The organism is Bradyrhizobium ottawaense, from assembly GCF_002278135.3.
In the GTDB taxonomy this organism is placed as follows: domain Bacteria; phylum Pseudomonadota; class Alphaproteobacteria; order Rhizobiales; family Xanthobacteraceae; genus Bradyrhizobium; species Bradyrhizobium ottawaense.
The window spans coordinates 2,935,228-2,954,441 of the sequence record NZ_CP029425.2; the positions used below are offsets into that span (position 1 = coordinate 2,935,228).

At 63.5% G+C, this 19,214-nt stretch carries 17 protein-coding genes; 3 read left to right on the top strand and 14 right to left on the bottom strand.

What is annotated here, in order from left to right; genetic code table 11:
• Positions 1-20: 20 nt before the first annotated feature.
• Genes CIT37_RS13885 through CIT37_RS13915 form a run of 7 tightly spaced genes read right to left on the bottom strand, consistent with a single transcriptional unit; the run spans position 21 to position 6,862 of the window.
• Positions 21-953, bottom strand: coding sequence for a hypothetical protein (locus CIT37_RS13885; protein WP_095425646.1), 933 nt, complete (start codon positions 951-953; stop codon positions 21-23).
• Positions 950-1,840 carry a class I SAM-dependent methyltransferase gene (locus tag CIT37_RS13890; protein ID WP_095425645.1) on the bottom strand — a complete coding sequence of 297 codons (891 nt, stop codon included), beginning with the start codon at positions 1,838-1,840 and terminating at the stop codon, positions 950-952. The genes CIT37_RS13885 and CIT37_RS13890 overlap by 4 nt, the downstream gene beginning before the upstream one ends.
• Complete coding sequence (locus CIT37_RS13895; protein ID WP_095425644.1) at positions 1,841-3,364, bottom strand: MATE family efflux transporter; 1,524 nt, start codon at positions 3,362-3,364, stop codon at positions 1,841-1,843.
• 10 nt (positions 3,365-3,374) lie between these two features.
• On the bottom strand, positions 3,375-4,196 hold the full coding sequence (locus tag CIT37_RS13900) for an SDR family oxidoreductase (protein ID WP_095425643.1): 822 nt from the start codon (positions 4,194-4,196) through the stop codon (positions 3,375-3,377).
• Positions 4,197-4,209: 13 nt separating this feature from the next.
• A complete protein-coding gene (locus CIT37_RS13905; protein WP_095425642.1) occupies positions 4,210-4,911 on the bottom strand; it encodes an acylneuraminate cytidylyltransferase family protein in 702 nt (233 codons plus the stop codon).
• Positions 4,908-5,816, bottom strand: coding sequence for a Gfo/Idh/MocA family protein (locus CIT37_RS13910; protein ID WP_095425641.1), 909 nt, complete (start codon positions 5,814-5,816; stop codon positions 4,908-4,910). The genes CIT37_RS13905 and CIT37_RS13910 overlap by 4 nt, the downstream gene beginning before the upstream one ends.
• Entirely contained in the window at positions 5,813-6,862 is a 1,050-nt protein-coding gene (locus tag CIT37_RS13915; protein ID WP_095425640.1) for a nucleotidyltransferase family protein, read from the bottom strand. Before CIT37_RS13915 ends, CIT37_RS13910 begins: the two co-directional genes overlap by 4 nt.
• Before the next feature lie 199 nt (positions 6,863-7,061).
• On the opposite strand from CIT37_RS13915, the gene CIT37_RS13920 reads away from it, so the two are divergent.
• On the top strand, positions 7,062-7,673 hold the full coding sequence (locus CIT37_RS13920; protein ID WP_095425639.1) for an acetyltransferase: 612 nt from the start codon (positions 7,062-7,064) through the stop codon (positions 7,671-7,673).
• Here the strand turns inward: CIT37_RS13920 and neuB are convergent.
• The 7 genes from neuB to CIT37_RS13955 form a co-directional block, all read right to left on the bottom strand.
• On the bottom strand, positions 7,670-8,740 hold the full coding sequence (gene neuB, locus CIT37_RS13925) for an N-acetylneuraminate synthase (RefSeq protein ID WP_095425638.1): 1,071 nt from the start codon (positions 8,738-8,740) through the stop codon (positions 7,670-7,672). The two genes, CIT37_RS13920 and neuB, sit on opposite strands and share 4 nt — an antisense overlap.
• Entirely contained in the window at positions 8,737-9,915 is a 1,179-nt protein-coding gene (neuC, locus tag CIT37_RS13930) for a UDP-N-acetylglucosamine 2-epimerase (protein ID WP_095425637.1), read from the bottom strand. Before neuC ends, neuB begins: the two co-directional genes overlap by 4 nt.
• The gene (locus tag CIT37_RS13935; RefSeq protein WP_244611238.1) at positions 9,908-11,092 is read right to left on the bottom strand and encodes a LegC family aminotransferase; all 1,185 of its coding nucleotides are present in this window, start codon (positions 11,090-11,092) and stop codon (positions 9,908-9,910) included. Before CIT37_RS13935 ends, neuC begins: the two co-directional genes overlap by 8 nt.
• A gap of 19 nt (positions 11,093-11,111) precedes the next feature.
• Positions 11,112-12,131, bottom strand: coding sequence for an NAD-dependent 4,6-dehydratase LegB (locus tag CIT37_RS13940; protein WP_095425635.1), 1,020 nt, complete (start codon positions 12,129-12,131; stop codon positions 11,112-11,114).
• 132 nt (positions 12,132-12,263) lie between these two features.
• Complete coding sequence (locus CIT37_RS13945) at positions 12,264-13,466, bottom strand: HAD-IIIA family hydrolase (protein WP_095425634.1); 1,203 nt, start codon at positions 13,464-13,466, stop codon at positions 12,264-12,266.
• 84 nt (positions 13,467-13,550) lie between these two features.
• Positions 13,551-16,058 (bottom strand): hypothetical protein, encoded by a 2,508-nt coding sequence (locus tag CIT37_RS13950; protein ID WP_095425633.1) that lies wholly within the window; start codon positions 16,056-16,058, stop codon positions 13,551-13,553.
• Between the two features lie 51 nt (positions 16,059-16,109).
• Positions 16,110-16,994, bottom strand: coding sequence for a class I SAM-dependent methyltransferase (locus tag CIT37_RS13955; RefSeq protein ID WP_161966397.1), 885 nt, complete (start codon positions 16,992-16,994; stop codon positions 16,110-16,112).
• Between the two features lie 487 nt (positions 16,995-17,481).
• On the opposite strand from CIT37_RS13955, the gene CIT37_RS13960 reads away from it, so the two are divergent.
• Both CIT37_RS13960 and CIT37_RS13965 read left to right on the top strand, forming a co-directional pair.
• The gene (locus CIT37_RS13960; RefSeq protein ID WP_161966398.1) at positions 17,482-18,222 is read left to right on the top strand and encodes a hypothetical protein; all 741 of its coding nucleotides are present in this window, start codon (positions 17,482-17,484) and stop codon (positions 18,220-18,222) included.
• Positions 18,223-18,313: 91 nt separating this feature from the next.
• Positions 18,314-19,156: a hypothetical protein gene (locus tag CIT37_RS13965; RefSeq protein ID WP_244611239.1), complete on the top strand. Its 843-nt coding sequence runs from the start codon at positions 18,314-18,316 to the stop codon at positions 19,154-19,156.
• The last annotated feature ends 58 nt before the right edge of the window (positions 19,157-19,214 follow it).

Genomic DNA, 19,214 nt, shown 5'->3' on the forward strand with positions numbered 1-19,214 from the left:
GAGCTCCCGGCAGGTCCGTGTCAGAGCCGCATCACGGTGCGCTCGAGGTCCGTCAGGGCACCGACCGCGCGGAAACGCGCCGGCGGTTCGGGAAAGATGCGCGGCTGCTGGATGTAGGTCGCCGTGTACAGCAGGCGGCTGTGATCCGACTGGATCCGGCTTCCCATGTGCAGGCAGCGTGCCGTGTTGACGATGAAGGACGACAGGCGGGGCGCGATCATTTCCTTGACCGCGTCGGGACCGGTCTTGGCGAACACCTGCGCATCGCTCATGTGGCTCTTGAGCGAGTTGCGGAACGCCTTCGACGGCCCGGCCGGAATGAAGGTGAACGGACCGTCGGCGGTGTTTTGCACATCGGTCAGGTAGATGAAGAGTTTGCAGACGCGTTTGTCGTCGTGGTCGAGATGCCACAGCTGGGAGAAGCTCAACGCCTGGTTCGGTGTCGGCTGCGACAACGTCAGCACCACGTCCGACAATTGCGGCAGGTCGTGCATGAAGTCGCCGATGATGCGCAGAGCAGCCGGCTGCAGGGCGTAGCGCACGAACGGATGGTCGGTGGCAAAGGCGCCGTTGACGAGATCCTCGTCGAGCAGGCTGACCCAGAACGATTTGTGCCCTTCCTTCTGCCGGCCGACCAGCTCCTGGAGGCGGTTCACCTTGCCGTCGGCGAACGACGCGACGGCTTCCGCGAGGCCGCGATCGACGATCGCGGACACGTCGACGTAGCCGTCCTCGTCGAGCTTGCGGCTCGCTTCGGCCCATTCGGGCTTCGTCGGAAGCTGCTTCAGCAGCGCGACACGTTTGGCGCGGGCCGGCAATTGCAGGCTGGTCAGAGCCGCCTTCAGCACCCATCCGAGATCGGTGCGGTTGACGTGCCACAGCAGGCGGCGGAACTGGCTGATCTTCGCCTTCTTCGGGGCAGGCCGATCAGCCGTCGTGTCGACGGTTGTCATGTGGGCTCCCAGCAATACAAAAAACCATCATTGTGGATCGTCGGCGCGAACGGCATGCGTTCGCGCGCCAAGATGCGGACGCGGCCCTGTCGCTCGTAATCGTCGAGCGTCGAGAACAGCTGCGTTTGGTAGTCGACCGAGCGGATGTACAGGAAGCTGACGATATCTCGCGGGCTTGCGAGGTTCAGCAGCTCCGTCGTCGGCTCGATGTTGATGACGCGTTTCGGCCGTGCGGCAATGATGTTGTCCACCACCTTCCGCACGTCATAGGGAATTTGCTCGATGCAGAAATAGGTGAAAACGACCTGGTCCCTGATCGCCGCGTAGTTCGGGTCGTTGCCGTCGGTCAGGTCGATCCTGTCGAGCGATATCCGGTCCGACAGGCCATAATGCGCCGCGATCTCGCGGCCCGCGGCGATGCCGTTCGGCGCGATGTCGAACCCGCGCAGCCTCCAGTCGGGATGATTGAGGTGAAGCGACAGCAGGTTGATGCCGCAGCCCGCGCCGAGCTCGACGATCTCCGTGGCGCCGCCCGTGTGCCGCGCGAGCAGCTCGCCGAGGGCCCTGGCGCGATAGCGATAATAGTCGTCGGCCGCGACCCTGCAGATCTGGTTGTCGACCTTGCGAAGACCCTGCGCGGGATTCTTCGGGATCAGGAATTCGCCGATGCCTGCGGCCTTCGTCCAGGCTTTTTCCGACAGCGTTCGCTGCCAATGCGATAGATTGTACTCGGAATCAACGACGTCGGCCGTGCGTTTGACGCGGCGCATCGCGAAACGCCCGATGCTCCTTGCCGCATCCAGCGCATAAGTCGTCGCCTTGTCCGACAACGAGGCCGGAGCGAAACCTGAGATGGCGGCTTTCGTGTCTGTCGCGTGGATGTTCATTCAACTGCTTTTGGATGTCAGTCCCATCAGCTGTCCGACGGCTGGAAATACAGTCCGGTGCCGCTTTTCAAGCACGAGGAAGTATTGGAGCGTCCAGGTAATCAGACAGAAAACCATGGAACCGAGCGCGAGCTTTAGCACGCTGTCGAACCGAATGTAACCTGCAATTGTTGCTAGAAAAATGCTTGCCAGGACAAGGATTGCGAACTGGGTTCCGATGACCTTCGCGAAGCGATTGCGATCGAGTTCGAGTGCACCGCGCAACTCTCCCAGCTGCAAGGGCAGGATGAGGATACTGCCGATGACCTGGCCGAGTATCAGGGCGCGTTCCGCGAACAGGTGCAACGTCGCGGCGGAGACCGCCGCCCAGATCAGAAGCTGAACGGCTATCAGCCTGTTGAGCCTGGACTGCACCTCCGGCCGCGTCAGGAAGATCAGGCTGCCGATCGCCACATATTGGCTACAGATCGGAACCAGGAAGCTCAGGCCCATCCAGAACGCGTAAGGCGCAAGGAGGGGACCGATCCAGATATTCATGATCTCCGGCGAGAGGATCGCGGTCGCGGCAAGCGGAGGCACCACGAACATCGGCATCATGACGAGGCCGAGGTCGCCGAGGCGCTGGAACGACGTCGCGCTGCCGCGCTCGTCGAGGCGGCTGGCAACGGGAAGCAAGGCGGATGTCAGAAGGCTGACGACGACTTTGGAAACCCGCGACAATCGCACCAACGCGTCGTAGGTGCCGACCGCCTTGGGCCCAAACAGCAATCCGATCAGGAACGGCTGAAGCGGTCCGGAAATGCCGCCCATCAGTTTGCCCTGCAGCAGCAGCAGACAGCGGTGCAGAATATCCTGCCGGATGTCCGGGGTCCATGGCAGCAATCGCACGTGCTTGTGCCGCAGGGCGACGAAGGCGGCAATTCCAATGACGACAGCGCGGGCCACCAGCGTGGCGAGATAGATGTAGGCAACCACTTCAAAGCCTGCCGCCGCCCACGAGGCTGCGAATGTCAGGCCGACATAGGCCGCCGTTGACGTGACCTCCGCAACGCGGAGCAGATTGTAGCGCTCGAAGCCTTTGACGGTCCCTTCCCACACCAGTGCCGGAACGAAGATCAGATTCGCGAGGGCCGTGTAGTGCATGATCCGGGTGAACGTCTCCACATGGACGGCGTCAACCTTCATCACCATGACGAACAGCGGCGTCGCGAACCAAATGGCGGCGCTCAGGATCAAGGTGAGAGCGATGGAGACCACCCCCAAGAACGCGATCTGGCGGCTGGCCTGCGTCCAATTGCGGTGCTCTCTCGCGCGCGCGACGACCTGGGTGGCGACCTCGGACAGGCCGAGGTCGAGCACCGCCATCATGCCGCTGGGAAGCAGCAGCCGCGAGATGACGATGAGGCCGAACTCGGTCACCCCCCAGGTCCCGATGATCAGTGGAATGACCGCAAGGCCCAGCAAGGCGGCCACGCCGAAGGCAAGCGCCGAAATCACCGTATTCTGGACCAGGCGCTTGATCATCGATGTTTCGCTACCAGGCGCTCAGACCGCCGTCGACGGCGATGTTCTGGCCAGTCACGTAGGACGCAGCATCCGACACCAGGAACAGCATCGTCCCCACCATCTCGTCCGCGCGAGCCATGCGGCCGAGCGGGATACGGGCCCCATAGCGCGCCTTGAAGGTGTCGTTCTGCCCGCTCTCCACCCCGCCCGGGGTGAGGGTGTTGACGCGAACGCCCTTCGCCGCCCAGTAGGTCGCCAGGTGCTTGGTCAGGCCGATGACGCCGGCCTTGGACGCGGTGTAGACCGCGGGCGTGTTGATGGCGCGGCCGAGATATTCGGAGCCTTCGTAGATGCGCTGGTCGGGCGCCATCAGGCCGTAGATCGAGGCGGTCTGCACGATGGCGCCGTAGCCACGCTCGGCCATTCGGCCGCCGAACACTTGCGCGACGTTGAACATGCCGTCGAGATTGACCGCCATGATCTCCCGCCAGGTGTCCAGCGAAAACTTCTCGACGGGTGCAAAGAAGGCATCGACGTCGCGGGTCTTGCTCGCGGCGTTGTTGAGCAGGATCGAGACCGGCCCGAGCTCCGCTTCGATCGCCTCGGCCGTGTTGCGGACGGAACTTGGCTCGGTAATGTCGCAGCCATAACCTTTGGCGCCCACGGCATGGCGCGAGGCGACGTCGGCTGCCGCAGCATCGGTCGCGGCCTGATCGAGATCGACGATCGCGACGTTGGCGCCAAACTCGGCAAGGCCCTCGGCGAAGCGACGTCCAAGGATGCCGCATCCCCCGGTGACGACGGCGGTTCGGCCGGTCAGATCGAACAGAGCCTTGAAGCTCGTGGTCATCGCTTGAGGCTCCTCAGGCCGGCCGTCGTTGGCGCAGCAGCAGTTCCACCAGGACAAAATCGAGATCGGAATCGATGTCGATCGAGCGTTCTTCCGGCATTTCGAACAGGCGGGTATCCGGATAGAACACCGCAGGGTGCTCCAGGAACGACGCGACGCGCCAGACATAGATCGATGCGTTCATGTCGAAGCAGCGCGGCGCATCCTGCCGGCGCGTGATCGGAGGATCGGCGGTCTTGGAGAGGCCGACGCTGCCATCGGTGCGCTGCTCGACCAGGTTGAAATAGGGCGAGCGTCGCGCCGGTGCGCCGGTAATGACATTGCGTGTGCCGCTCTCGCGCAGCAGCGCGACTGCACCGGTGATGTCGGAGGCCAGCCTGAGCGGCGAGGTGACGTCGAGATCGACGAAGATCTCCGGCGTCCGGCCCGTTTGCGCGATGGCCTGCTCGAGACAGTGGCGGATCGCCGGCAGCTTCGGTGCGGTATCGGTCGCCATCTCGTCCGGACGTTTGACCGCGATGTCGGCGCCGGCCTTCAGGGCAGCCTCGAGTAGCGCGTCCGAATCGCTGCTGAAGGCGATCGCATCGAACAGGCCGGTCTCGCGCGCCTGCGCGATGCTCCAGGCGAGCACGGGCCTGCCCAGGAGATCGCGCGCATTCTTGCCGACGACCCCTTTCGAGCCGCCCCGCGCGCAGATGGTGCAGAGGGCGCTCATGGCGATATCCAGGTCTTGGTGCGCAGAGCACGCTCGCTGGCGTCGATCAGATGCACGACCCCGAGCGCCTCGGGCAGCGAGCAAGCCGGGCTCGCGCCACGCATCGCCGCGACATGCATGTCGCGATAGCTCTGGTCGCGGTCGCTTGCGATCTCCGTTGCCTTGCCGTTGATAGCAAGGCGGCTGCCGACGAGGTCGGCTTCGATGGTGTCGTCGTCGACATTGACGCGAATGCGGCGGATGCCCTGCCGATCGAGATAGTCCATGTGGACGTGGACCGATGGCGCCCGCTGCATATCGAGCAGCAGGTCGAGGTGGTCGTCGACGTCGATGTCGCGCGCGCCTGACGCGCCACCAAGCGCTGCGACGCGATGCCACGGGCCGAACAGCCACAAGAGATAGTCCAGTTCGTGGCTGAGATCCCGCAACACGCCGCCTCCGGCGTCGGCCGTGGCGGATGCGGTCGCACGGTGATCGCGGCCGGGCCGCCAGTCCCTGATGTCCTGGCCGACATAGGCGGCGACCGTGATCACGTCGCGGCCGCTTAATGTCTCGGCAAGCGCCGTCATGACCGGGTGGAAGCGCAGATTGTATCCAACGCTGACACGGGCAAACGGATATTTCGGGGGTGCTGCCGGTGTTGCGAAGAGCGGCTTTTCGACAAGCACGTTGCCGTGGAAGCCGGCCTGCGCGAGCTCATTCAGATTGTCCGCATGGCGCGCGGTCTCGGTGGCGATCACCACGTAGTCCGGATGCGCGCCCGCGACGGCCTGCGCGATCGATCCGTAGTCGCCGCCTTCGCGGCGGCTGACGGTCGCGACCCCTAGGCCAAGTTCGCGCAGGATGCGCGCATGCCTTGTGCCGATCGAGCCGAGGCCAACCACGACGGCTTTTGTGGGGGTCACGGGAAGACCTCGTGAAACTCCGCATGGGCCTGCTCGAAATCCTCCAGGCGGCCGATATCGAGCCAGTATTCGCGAATGGGATAGACCGCGACCCGTCCCTTGCCCGCGATCACGCGCTCCAGCACGGTCGGCATGTCGATGCTGATGCCGGGCTTGACATGGCTGAACACGGACTGGCCGATCACATAGATGCCGGCACTGACGAACCAACTCTCAGTCGGCTTCTCGCGGATGGCATCGAGAAAACCGTCCGACGTGGAAACCACGCCATAAGGTACGTGCACCTTGTGCTCGCGCACGGCCATCGTCGCTTCCGCCGGCGTTCCGTTGTGGAAGTCGAGAAGGGCCCCGTAGTTGATCGTGGTGAGGATGTCGCCGTTGGTGACGATCATGGGCAGAGCCGGCGGCGTCTTGAAGAGGCCGAGCGCGCCTGCAGTCCCCAGGCGTTCCGTTTCGTGGACGTACTGGATCGTGGCGCCGAAGGCGGCGCCATCGCCAAAATAGTCCTTGATCGTCTGGGCCTTGTAGTTGACCGAAATGAAGATGTTGCCAAAGCCCTGCTGCACGACGTTGCGCACGATCGTCTCGAGCAGCGGCCGGCCGCCGACATTGAGCATCGGCTTCGGCAGGTCGCGCGTCAGCGCGCCCAGGCGTTCGCCGAGGCCGCCCGCCATGATCAGGACAGGGTTCGGATAGTGAGCCGGTTCGAGCAGCTCATCGAGCGTCTCGACCACGACCAGATGGCCGCCCTCGTCGACAAGCGGAAGCTGCTTGATCGACTTCTGCCGCATCAGCTGCAGGCGATCCTCGCGCGGCAGCGTCGCTGGAGCCGACACCGGCGCGCGGTTCATGATGTCGGTCGCAAGCCCGGTGAGCGGGATGCCGCGCAGCAGGCCGCGCCTCACGTCACCGTCGGTGACCACGCCAAGCAGGCGGTTCTGGTCGTCGAGCACGAGCGCAATCTGAATGCTTCCGCTCTCGATGGCAGCAATGGCCTCGCCCACACTCGCCTGTGTTCCAACGACGGCCTTACGCCAGGATTTCATGGCAATCTGCCTCGTATACGCCAGATATTGGGGGGGCGGCCCACGGCTGAGCCTGCTATATCGCGGCTGCGAGAGGCGGCGTCAACCCCAACGACATCCCCTGAACCGCCCTGTTAACCCAAGCATTTCGCGGCCCGAATCAACGGTTTGAAGACCCGGGGTACCCCCGGTAAGATTGGCCCCGCGCAAGGGAATCGGGATGGACGATCTCATCATCATCGGCGGCGGCGAGCATGCTGTCATGGTCTACGAGGCGGCGCTGCTGTCCGGCCAGTTCAAGGTCGTCGGCTTCCTCGATCGGCAGCCCGGTACGCTCGCCGACGTCAGCTATCTCGGAACCGACGAGGCCGCGCCAGAGTATCCGGATGCCGCCTTCGTGTTGGGAATCGGATCGATGCAGGCGGGGCCCGCACGCCGGCAGATGATCGGCCGCATGCAGGTCAAGCGCTGGGCGTCCGTGATCCATCCGCGCGCGATCGTCTCGCCGTCAGCCACGATCGGCGCAGGCACGGTCATCATGCCGGGCGCGATCGTCAATGCGCGAAGCCGGATCGGCGATCACTGCATCATCAATTCCGCTGTCGTCGTCGAGCATGACGTGCGGATCGGCGATTGCACGCATCTGTCGCCGGGAACCGTGGTCGGCGGAGGCGCGAAGATCGGAGAGAACTGCTTCGTTGGTCTCGGCAGCCGGGTCAGGGACCACATCGCGATCGGCAACGACACGCTGGTCGCGATGGGATCGGTTGTCACGGGTCCATGCCCGCCAGGGTCCGTCCTTCGCGGCGTTCCGGCAAAGCCGCAAGGTTAAAGCGGATCGTCAGGCTCGAGCGCGCGGGGCGCGGCCGTTCCGACCAGCGACCAGTAGTCGATCGGTGGCCGGCCGGCGCCCGGTCGCTTGGCGGTGATGTCGGCGGGGCCGATGGTCTCGCCGGCCTTCAGCGCGCGCGCCACAACGATGCTCTTGCGCGCCACAGGGACGTTCCTGATCTCGGAGTCCTTTGGCGTCTTCACGCCGTCGCCAACCGCGCGCTCGACGTTGCGGATGGCCATGACCATGCGCTGGAAATCGTCAGGCTCCAGTGAGGCCGCGTGATCGGGGCCTTGCGCCTTGCGGTCGAGCGTCAGGTGCTTTTCGATGATCGTCGCGCCGAGCGCGACGGCGGCCACCGAAACCTCGAAACCGTCGGTGTGATCGGAATAACCGACCGGAAGCTGGAACGCAGACCGCATCGTCGCCATTGCAGCGAGGTTCACGTCGCCGATGGGACAGGGATATTCGGTCGTGCAATGGAGCAGGCTCACATGCTGTGCGAGCGCCGTGCGCGCCGCCGGATCGCGCCACGCCGCGCGGAAGGCGGCGATGCTGGGTGGGGCGTCGGATGGGCCGTAGCCATGGGCGAGCACGCCCAGCGCCTCCTCGATCTCCCCGAGCGTTGCCATGCCGGTCGACAGGATCAGCGTCGCGCCGGCCTTCGCGGCCGCATGCAGCAGCGGCGCGTTGGTGAGGTCGCCCGATCCGATCTTGATGCGCGGCAGTTTCAGCGACAGCAGGAAGGCGAGCGAGGCGTCGTCGAACGGCGTCGAGAGGAATTCGATGCCGCGCTGCCCGGCACGTTCGATCAGCGCGTGATGTGCTGCCTGCGGCAATTCGAGCCGCTTCAGCATGGCAAGCTGGCTTTCGTCAGCAGCCGTCGTGCGCTGCTGATAGTCGGCCTTCTTTGCCGCGCTGCCCGCCAGCGCCTTCGCATTGAAGGTCTGGAACTTGACGATGTCGGCGCCGGCATCCGCGGCGGCATCGACCAGCGCCAGCGCCGTCTCCAGGCTTCCGTCGTGATTGACGCCGGCTTCTGCGATGATCAGCGTGTGCGTTGTCATGCCTGCGCCCCACCTGGCGGTGGCTCGTAAAAGCCCTTGACCAGAAGCTGCCTGAAATCCGGGATGCCGGCGATGATCTCGGCAAATCGCCGGCTGGATTCGCCGTCGCCGTAAGGGTTGACGGTGGCCTGACGGCCGCGCTCGAGCCCCGCTGCGATCGCGGCGGCAATGGCGCCGCGATCGGGCGCTGCGTGAAATACCGAGGCCGCGCGCTCGCGTCCCTTCTGACGGTCGCCGATATCGACGGTGGGAACGCCGAAGGAGGGCGCTTCGAGCACGCCGCTCGAGGAATTGCCGATCACCAAATCCACCTGGCTCATCAAGCTGAGATAGCGAAGCTGCCCGAGCGAGGCGACCGCGATCGTGTTCGGCCGGCTGGCCGCAAAGGCCTCGATCCTGGCGTTCAGGGCGCGGCCCTCGGCGTCGGCGTTGGCGAGCGTGAACACGAAACGAAAGGCGGGATCGAGCGTCGACAGGGCCGCGAACAATTCATCCAGTTCAGCCACCGAGCGCCCGGCTTCGACCGTGACGGGGTGAAACGTGATGAGCGCATTGCGTTCGCCGAGCGGCATCCCGATCGCGCCGCCTATGTCGTCGCGATTCATCAGATCGAGATGCTTGATGGCGTCGATGCCGACCGAGCCGATGGTATGGATACGCGAGGGGTGCTCGCCAAGCTGCATCAACCGCTGCGTCGAGCCCTGATTACTGGTGAAATGCAGGTGCGACATCTTGCTGATGGCGTGGCGAATGGACTCGTCGACCGCGCCTTCGGTGACGTCTCCGCCGAACAGATGCGCCATCGGCAGCCGCATGAACATCGCGGCCTGCGCGGCTGCGAACATCTCGAAGCGGTCGCCGAGCACGACGACGAGATCCGGCTGTAGCCTCGTGAAGGTATCGGCAAAGCCGATGACGCCGAGGCCGACCGATTTCGCGGTGCCGGCGCCGGTGTCGCTGCTCAGCAGCGTTTCGACGCGCTCGTCGACCTCAAACCCCTCGTCGCGGATTGCATTGAAGGTGTAGCCGAACTCCGGCGCAAAATGCATGCCAGTGGCGACGAGTTGAAGTGTCAGGCCGGGAGTTTCCCGGATCGCGCGCATCGGCCAGACCAGCAGGCCAAAATCGGCGCGGCTGCCGGTGACGAAGCAGATCTTTCGCGCGCCACTATTCATCGGGAGACCTGATGCTGGCGCTGCTGGGCAGGTTGATCAGCCGGCGTTCGATGGATTCGGCGGTGGAAAGATCGCCGCGGGGGTTTTGCGCGAACATCGGCAGCTTGTGCATCAAGGTCCAGGCCGGGCGCGCGCCGAAGCCGGCGTCGTTGAGCGCGGCGAGGACGTCGTCGCGGCGGCCGGCATTTTCCTCGTCGAGCAGGATCGCATTCAGCCAGTAATTGCTCGTGGTGTCCTTTGGCTCGCGCGAGAAGCGGACGCCGGCAACATCCGCAAAGGCGCGCTGATAGGCCGTGGCTAACTTGCGCTTGCTCGCCAGGAAGCCGTCGAGCTGCTCGAGCTGGGCGCAGCCGAGCGCCGCGTTCAAGTTCGGCAGGCGGTAGTTGAAGCCGATCTCGTCGTGGATGAAGGCCCATTTGTGCGGCAGCTTGGCCGTCGTCGTCAGGTGCTTGGCGCGGCGGCCCAGCTCCTCGTCATTGGTCAGGATGGCGCCGCCGCCGCCGGTGGTGACGATCTTGTTGCCGTTGAAGCTGAGTGCTGCAAGGCGCGCCCGCGATCCGACCGCGTGGCCTTTGTAGGTCGATCCCAGCGATTCCGCGGCATCTTCGACCAGCGCGATGCCCCAGTCGCGGGCGGTCGCGGCAATCTCGTCGAGCTCGACCGGGTGGCCGAAAGTGTGCATCGGGGCGATCGCCGCGATGCGGCGGCCGGTCTGGCGGTTGATGGTGCCGGTCGCAGTCTTCTGTGCGATCGCATCCAGTCGCACCGCGAGAGCGCGCGCGTCCATGCCGAGCGTCTCCAGCGAGCTGTCGACGAAATGCGGCGTCGCGCCGCAATAGGCGATCGCGTTCGTCGTCGCGATGAAGGTCAGCGCCGGCGAAATGACCTCGTCGCCGGGCTCGACACCGGCGAGGATGAAGCAGGCATGTAGCGCGGCTGTGCCATTGACGACGGCGACCGCGCGCTTGGCGCCGGTGACCTCTTCGAGCATGCGCTCGAACCGATCGACGAAGGGGCCGACCGAGGAGACGAAGGTGCTCTTGATGCACTCTTCGAGATAGACGATCTCGTTGCCGGCGAACACCGGTTCGTGCAGGCCGAGGATGCCGTTCGGCGTTCCCACCGCGCGCCGCACGGCATCGACGATCGTCTTTTGGTCGAAGCCTGTCCTCGTCACGTGACCGTCCACCATCGCCTCAGACATTGTACACGTCAGCCTTGTAGCGGCTGAGATTTGCAGGATTGGTGAACCAGTTCACCGTCTTGACCATGCCCCGGCGCATACCCTCGATGCCGCCGAATTCCGGACTCCAGCCGAGCTGCTGGCGTGCCTTGGAATTGTCGGCCCAGAGCCGTTCGACCTCGCTATTGGCGGGACGCAGCCGCGCTTCGTCGGTCTCGATTTCGATCGCCGTCCCCATGACGTCTGCGATCATCTGCGCGGTCGCGCCGACCGAAATCTCGAAGCCGCTGCCGAGATTGATGGTCTGGCCGACGACTTGCTCCGCAGGTGCCGTGAGACCCGCGATCAGGCCGCGCGCGGTATCGGTGACGAACGAGAAATCGCGCGTCGGGCTGACGGCGCCGAGGCGGATCTTGCGCTTGCCGGTCGCGATCTGGCTGATAACGGTCGGGATCACTGCGCGCGCCGATTGCCGCGGACCAAAGGTGTTGAACGGGCGGATCACCACGACGGGCATGTCGAACGAAGCCTGGAATGACAGCGCCATCTGGTCGGAGGCGATTTTCGAGGCTGAGTAGGGGGACTGCCCGACCAGCGGGTGGCTCTCCTTGATCGGAACCGTCTGCGCGGTGCCGTAGACCTCGCTGGTCGAGGTCTGAACGAAGCGCCGCACCCCGGCCATGCGCGCGGCCTGCAGCACGTTCACGGTGCCGCGCACGTTGGTCTCGACATAGGAGTCGGGCGCGACATACGAGAAGGGGATGGCGATCAGCGCCGCCAGGTGCAGCACGTCGGTGCAGCCGCTCGCGGCCGCGATCATGAAATGGGGATCGCGGATGTCGCCGGCGACCACCTCGACGGACTTGATGACGTCGGCCGGTATCGTGTCGAGCCAGCCCCAGGAGTTGAAGGAGTTGTAATACACGATCGCCTTGACGCGGGCGCCGGCCTTGACCAGCTCCTCGACGACGTGCGAGCCGATGAAGCCGTCGCTGCCGGTAATGAGGACGCGGGCGTCCCTCAGATCTGCCATGCCGGACCCCAAAAGGCGATTAAGCCAGTATTCGCAACAAGATGGCGCTATAGCACACTGGCGGTTGCGCGCAACAGAGCAGCGCTTGGGGGCTGCCAAATGCCCGGGGATGCAGCAGTTTTCGTGGCGTGCCTAAGCCTCGCCCACCGGACTCAGGCGCTGCTTTACGAACGTCTCCAGATTCCCGCCTTCAAACAGGTGCCCCGCAACGCCCGCCGCCTGTGCGGCTTCCATGTCGCTTTCCTTGTCCCCGATCACCATGCTGCGTGTCATGTCGACGGGGAAGCGCCTGACGAGGTCGGTGATCATGCCCGGCGCCGGCTTGCGGCGGTCGCTCATGCGGCAATAGCGCGCGACGGTTCCGTCGGGGTGATCAGGGCAGTATTCGAATGCATCGATATGTGCGCCGACCTCCGCCATCTGGTCCGCCATCCACCGGTGCAGCGTGACCACGTGATGCTCCTCGTAATAGCCGCGTGCGACGCCGGATTGATTGGTAATCACGAAGGCAAAATAGCCGGCATCGTTGACGGCTTTCACGGCCTCGCGTGCCCCCTCGATCCATTCAAGCTTGTGCGTCTCGAACGTGTATCCGGAATCGTGATTGAGCACGCCGTCGCGATCGAAGAACACGGCCGGCCGCCGCAGCTGCTGGCGTAGTTCGCGATCGGCACGCGCGAAATCATCGGGAATGCCGATGTCGATGAAGTAACCGCGATAGGCCGTGCCACGCAGCTCGCCGGACTTGGCAAGTCCGGGGAATATCTCCTGCTCGAGCGAAGCGGGAAGCGTCGCGATGTCGTCGAGAACGGACTTGTCGATGACGTAGATGCCGGCATTGACCGGTCCCGTCGCACCCGCACCCGGGGCGATGAAGTCGCGCACCATGTCACCATCGAGCACGACGCGCCCGTAGCGATCCCCGACGACGCCGTCACGCAATGCCATGCGCACGCGCCCGTCATGCGCGCGGGCGATCAGATCGAGCAGGTTGAAGTCGAACAGGGAATCGCCATTGAGCAGCAGGAAACGATCGTGCAGCAGATCGCGCGCATGCACGAGCGCGCCGCCGGTGCCGAGCGGCTCGGTCTCGCGCGACACGACGATTCGCGTCCGTCCCCGGACGGCCGCGGCGTAGTGCGTCTCGACCATCTCCGCCTTGTGGCCCGCGAGCAGGAGAATCTCATCGAACACGCCATAGCGCACCAGCTCGTCGATCAGCGTGTCGAGAAACGGCCGTCCGCCGACGTCGAGCATCGGCTTGGGAACCAGCTTCGTGCGCTCACCCAGCCGGGTACCCAGCCCGCCGACGAGGATCGCGGCCTGTCTCAACATGAGGTGCCCTTTTCACAGCATGTTTGGCGGGCCATAGCGCCAATCTGCGACCATGCGAGGATCAAATGTCCGGTCCACTTCATATCAGCGCGAGCAGGGAATGCGAACGACCGCAGCCTGCCTGTTGGCAAACAGAACTGGAAACGGGCCGGTGCGCAACGCATCGATGACCGCAGGCTCGAGCGGCTCGACGGGAGGAAAATAGCTGAGGCGCTGGTTGGCTGCGAGATGTGTCCAGGCGATCGTGCGGGGCGTGATGATCGCGACCAGGTTCCAGGCGTTATCACCCGCTTCCAGGATATTCTGGATCGTGGACTTGGCTTCCTCACCCGAGAGTTCCGGGATCACCGAGGCGCCTGCGTCGGCAGACGGTTGCGCCGTCTCCGGAAGCGGTGCCGTTACGGTGCGGACGGATCGCATCATCCCGCCCAAAGCATCGGCCCTTCGCATCTGGAAGAAGGTCTCCGAATTGATTGCTCCCACCAGCGGTGCGATCAAGCTGCAAGCGTCTTCAAGCCGTTGACGTCCTTCGGCAGGCTGCAGCATCGTGCGCACCACCGATTTTGTCCGCTTCGCGACCGCTTCATTCACAGTGTCCAGATTGGAGAACAGATAGGCGGCCGGAGCGCCCGTGACCGCCTGAACGATGCCCATCGTATATGGGTCCGAAAGAATGATTCCCTTTCGTAGATTGTCGCGGAGCCAGCGAGCGACTTCAAGATCGTCGGCGTTGTAGTGTGAAACGACTGCAGTGCGGTCGGGAAGCGCGCCGTAACTGTAGCTCCTGACAATGCCGGACAGACCAATCCTGTCGACCGCCACGCCCAATCCCACGACCCCCACCAGACCGTAAACGTAGATCCGTCTCGACCGGGCGAGGGTCGACAGCGCGAGTATCGTGAGCAGCACGATGCCTGCGATTTCCGTCGGTCGCAGGAACGCCTGGTAGCCGGCAAAAGGAAGGTCGGCCCGCCAGGCAAAGGCGTAGACCAGAACCACAAGAGCAGTCGCAAACAGCGTAATGGTTGCCGCAATCAGCACCCGTCGATATCGGGAAGGTCTGAAATCGATCAGCAGCTGACAAAAAGTCTCAGCGGCCGTGATCGTGAACAGCGACATTATGATCGTGCTGATGCGGTACAGGAAGGGGAAGCCCGAGAGTACGGCGAGCATCAGGCCGCAGCCGGCAATCCAGGACCACACGAGTGTCGCGAAGCCTTCGCTTTGAGGTCCGATCGTCCCCGAGGGACCGCGGAAGACAGGCCGGGTCATCGACCACCATGCAACGCCCAGTGTGATGCAGATGGTGAAAAGCGGCCCCATCGCCCGGCCAAGCTCGATCGTGGCGACCTGTGGTCCGGAGCCCAGGAACAGCTCTTCGCCACCCTCGATCCGTCTGCCCAGGATCAGGCCCGTAATCGAGGAGAACGTGTCGTTGGCGCTCATCTGCGGAATGTAGCCGAAGCGCATTCCCGCAACGCAGACGACAATTCCGCCAATGATCAGGGGCAGCGCGAAGGACAAAAATCGCAGGGTCGCGATGCTGGCGGACGGCCAGGCGGAGATCATCCGCACGATGGCAAGATACAGAAGCCAACTGGCCAGGACGGTTGGAACGAACAGGAAGGAGCCGCGATGTGCAAGCAGCAGCGTTGCCGGCCAGATCCAGCCAAGAAGGACAAACCCTGCATATTTTTCGGTGTTGCTCAGGATCCTGACCACGAGTAGCCCGGCCATAAGCAACGCAAGTACAAGCGTGTTGTTGTTGAATGCGAACGCGAGCAAAAGCGTCGCGCCGGCGATAACCGCCAGCAGCAAAACGGATCGCGTCGACAGTTCGGTTGCGGTCCGCTTCGAATTGCTCATCAGCACGCCGAGAAACACGACGCTGCTGGCGACAGCCAGGCTGCCGTTTGTCATCAACACGACTGCGTTGCCGGTCGCGGCGAGGAAGAAGGCGATCCATTTGCGCGGAGACGTGGAATAGATACCCTGCACGAAGGCATAGGACGCCAACAGGAAGAACAGGATCGAGAAGAAGCGATAGGTCCAGCTGAATCTCAGAAGATCCAGGCCCAGCGTTCCGGCGAGGGAGCCTGCCAGTGCTGAACGAAGATCGACATAGGATTGGGCCGCGTAGGGATTGATGACGCCACTGTCGGCGTACTCTTGCGCGGTCTTCATCCAGTGAACATCCGCGCCGATGTCCCCGTAGGGAAAGCTGGAAAATGCGCCGAAGGACCACCACCATGTCAGGAGCGCAATCGGCAGCGCCAGGATGCACCAAGTAGCGGCGGCGCGTATCTCGCCGGAGTTCGGGCGCCAGTTCGGCCATGACCAGGCAAGGCCGAAGCCGGAGACGGCAAGCATCGCGGCGAACTGAAGCCACATATCGTTTACGAATAGCGAGAGCAGTCCGAGCAGGATGCCCGTTGTGGAGGCGCCAACCGTAAATCCGAGAACGACGAACTGAGCCTTCGTGAGCCGGCACACCTCGATGAATTTCGTTGACGCAATGGTCAGGATCGAAAATCCGGTCCCGAGCTGCATCAGGAAGAACAGAAGCGTCAGGACAAATGTGGTCGTCCACATCGCGAGGTCTCTACAATGGGCTTCGGCAAAGCAACCGGGAAATGGCGATCTTCAGTTTCCTATCGATAGGTCGGCCGGGCGGCCAACGATCAGCGAGCCGAGCGTAAAAAGATCCTCTTCGGAGAAGTCTTTGAAGCATGGCGCCAGTCGTTCCAGGATATGCCGCTCCGGCGGCCGGCGGTCAGGTTGGTCGCTGAGCAGTTGAAACCCCGCCTCCCTGAACAGCTGCAGATATTCGCTGTGGCGCAGGCGATTGACGTATTGGAAGCGCGACTGGAAGGGCGCCCAATCCGCATCGGAATATGTCAGGAAGTTGAATGAACTGATGGACGGATCGAAGCCTTTGAAATGGTCGCCATAGTCGATTTGCATGAGGACCAGTCCGTCAGGACGCATGATGCGCCGCAGCTCCTTCAAGATTGCCGCGATGTCGCGCTTGGGAATATGCTCGAGCGTTTCGACGGAGACAGCGCAGTCGATCGAGGCGGCGGGCAGACCCGTCGTCCGGGCATCGGCCGGTGCGCGATAGTCGATCCTCCACGAAGGTTCGAGGTCCTCCAGGGAATTTATGTCGGCGTGGTCAGTGCCGCTCAATCGAGAAACGATGGCGGCGTTGGAGCGGATCAGCTCCAGCTTGGCCAGGCGCTCGATGTCGACGGTGATGAAGCGCCGGGCCCCGTGAGCGCTGAAAGCCAGCGGAACGATCAGATCGCGTCCGGCGCCGAACTCGAAGCAGGTCGAATCCTGCAGTGGCCGCAAACTGTACTGCTCGTGAACGGCCAGTAGCCGCTGCGCCAGGGTGTAGATGGATCTGACCTGCTTTTCGGGGCGCGGCAGCCGGCGTGTGACGTAGCGCTGCAGGGCGTAGTGCAGGCCTTCGCCCCAGGGGATATTCGACAGCACCGAGAACGCCCGCGCCTTTGTTTGCCAGCGCACGTCAGCGTTTCCCTGGCGGAATGGACGCCGTGATTGGAGTGATGCTGAGGAGCAGTCGCTGAAGCACGGTGTGGATCCAGGAAAGGCCGATGTTCCGGCCTGTTTTCAGGCGGGTACCAGGTCACGTAGCCGGATTCGGTCATACGGGAGGCGCAGCGGCAATGCAAGGATTCCAGGGCTGGCAGGATCGCGGGGACCTGTACCGGAAGCGGAGCGTCATCTTGTCTGGCTGCCACGCCTTGTCCGCTGCCACGCGGCCGCAAAGACTGGCTGATCTCGAGCGTGACGACGGTGCTCGCGTCGTCTCTTTGGAGCCGCTCGATGCGACGCCGTTCCCGGTTGATTCTCCTGTCGGCTCAGCGTAAACAGGCCCTGAAATCGCGTCGACGTTTTAGCATGCGGGCAAGAACATCGCGTATGATTTGTCCAAAGCCGCCGGCCGGTTCGGTCTGTGCCGATCCCTTGCCCTCCCGCCGAGTTTTGTCGAATGCCCGGTGAATTGCTGATTGGCGAGGCCGTCGCAAGGGGCTATCCGCCCGCCGTGCTCTATCTGCGCAATGACGAGACCGTCACGACGGAAGTCTGCGCATTCAACTACTTCTCGGTCTTCATGAAGGATCATCCGGAGGTGGATGCTCACGTCTGGCTCTTCGACGGAGCGGGCAGGCCGGCTGGATATTTCCACAGGGAACTTGGCGTCAACGGACAATTGCAATTGCAGACTTCGGAGCTGTGTCCGCGCGTTTCGGGAACGGTCGCGATGGCGCTGGTCCCGAAGCACGAGACCAAGCTTCGTCCCGGACGCAAGGTAACGACCGGCTATTACGCACAATATTTCTCGCAGCACGGTGCGATAACGTTGTCGCACGAGCGCGAACCGGTCGCGGCAGCGCCGTTCCCGACCTCCGCCTGGATGCAATCCTATCTCACGCGCTTCCTGAAGGAGTCCGGCGTGGTGCTCGTGAACTCCTGCATGGCGTCCGAAGGCGTCTCGGTCGGGACGGCACGGCTCATGGCCTTGGACGGCACGGCATTGGGTCAGCGCGAGATACCGGAGATCGCGCCGATGGGCGCCATCCGCATCAGCACGCTGGACCTTTTCCCCGAGGCTGAACGGCTGATCGGTGCGGCCGAAGGTTTCGCCCTGGAATTCAAGGGCACCAACATCGCAAGTCCGTTCAGCTATTATGAATTTGCCAACGGCAAGTTCAGCCTGCATCATTTTTAGGGGCGCGCCCGTGACACGTTTCTCGTCCAGCCCCTGGAAGCCCTACGAGCCCAGATTCATGTTCCCGACTTTCGCGGGTGTCGAGTCGCGCATGGGTTTTTCGATCCCTGCCTGGTATCGTCCGGTCGACATCAAGTATCTCCGCAGTCTCGTCGCCGGCAGCCTGCGCAAGAATTTTCGCGAAACGGTCAAGGATCTCGTTCCCGAGCTCGCCAGCCTGGTCGCCTCGGGCTTCAGCAAAAAGCTCAGGTTCAAGCTGCACATCCTGTCGCGCGACGGCGACTACCGGGCGACCTACGAGTTTCCGGAAGACTACGCGCCGGGCGCCTCCGTCGAGATCGAGCTGTCGCGCCTTTTCGCCTCGCTCAAGCTCCCGCAGCACGATTATCTGGTCATCGCCGTGATGTCGCGCGGGCGGATGGACGGCTTCCGTTCCTCGCCTGCCAGCTATTCGATGACCTATGTCGATCAGGACAACGTCGCGATCTACCGCACCGGCGCGTTTGCCCGGCCCTTGAACGAAGGCAGGCTCAAGGCGCATGTCGGGTTCACCGGGATCAATCCGAAGATCATTGCGACCAGCGACATCGTCAGCAGCGTGATGCTGATCAATCACTCCTCCGACCCAGAGTATGCTCATGCGGCGCGGCCGACGTCGAAGCTGATCCGCGAGGACGGCGAGCAGATCGAGGGCGATTTCGGCGAGATCCCGCCGCTCGGTGCGCGAGAGGTGTCGGTCGTCGACATGTTCGGCAGTCGCGTGTTCGACTTTCTCAAGCCGTTCGGCGGCCGCGGGACCACAGTTACCACTTGCACCGGAATGACGCTCGCGAGCCTGCACTTGCAGCGCACGAACGACAATCGGCGGACGTTGCTGGGCATCGAGCACTCGCGGCCCGCGCACATGAACCTCGCCGGCATTCTCCAGCATTGATCAAGGAAATCGATTGTCGGAGCACGGGGCAATGCTGTCATGGTCCGGCGGTCTTGGC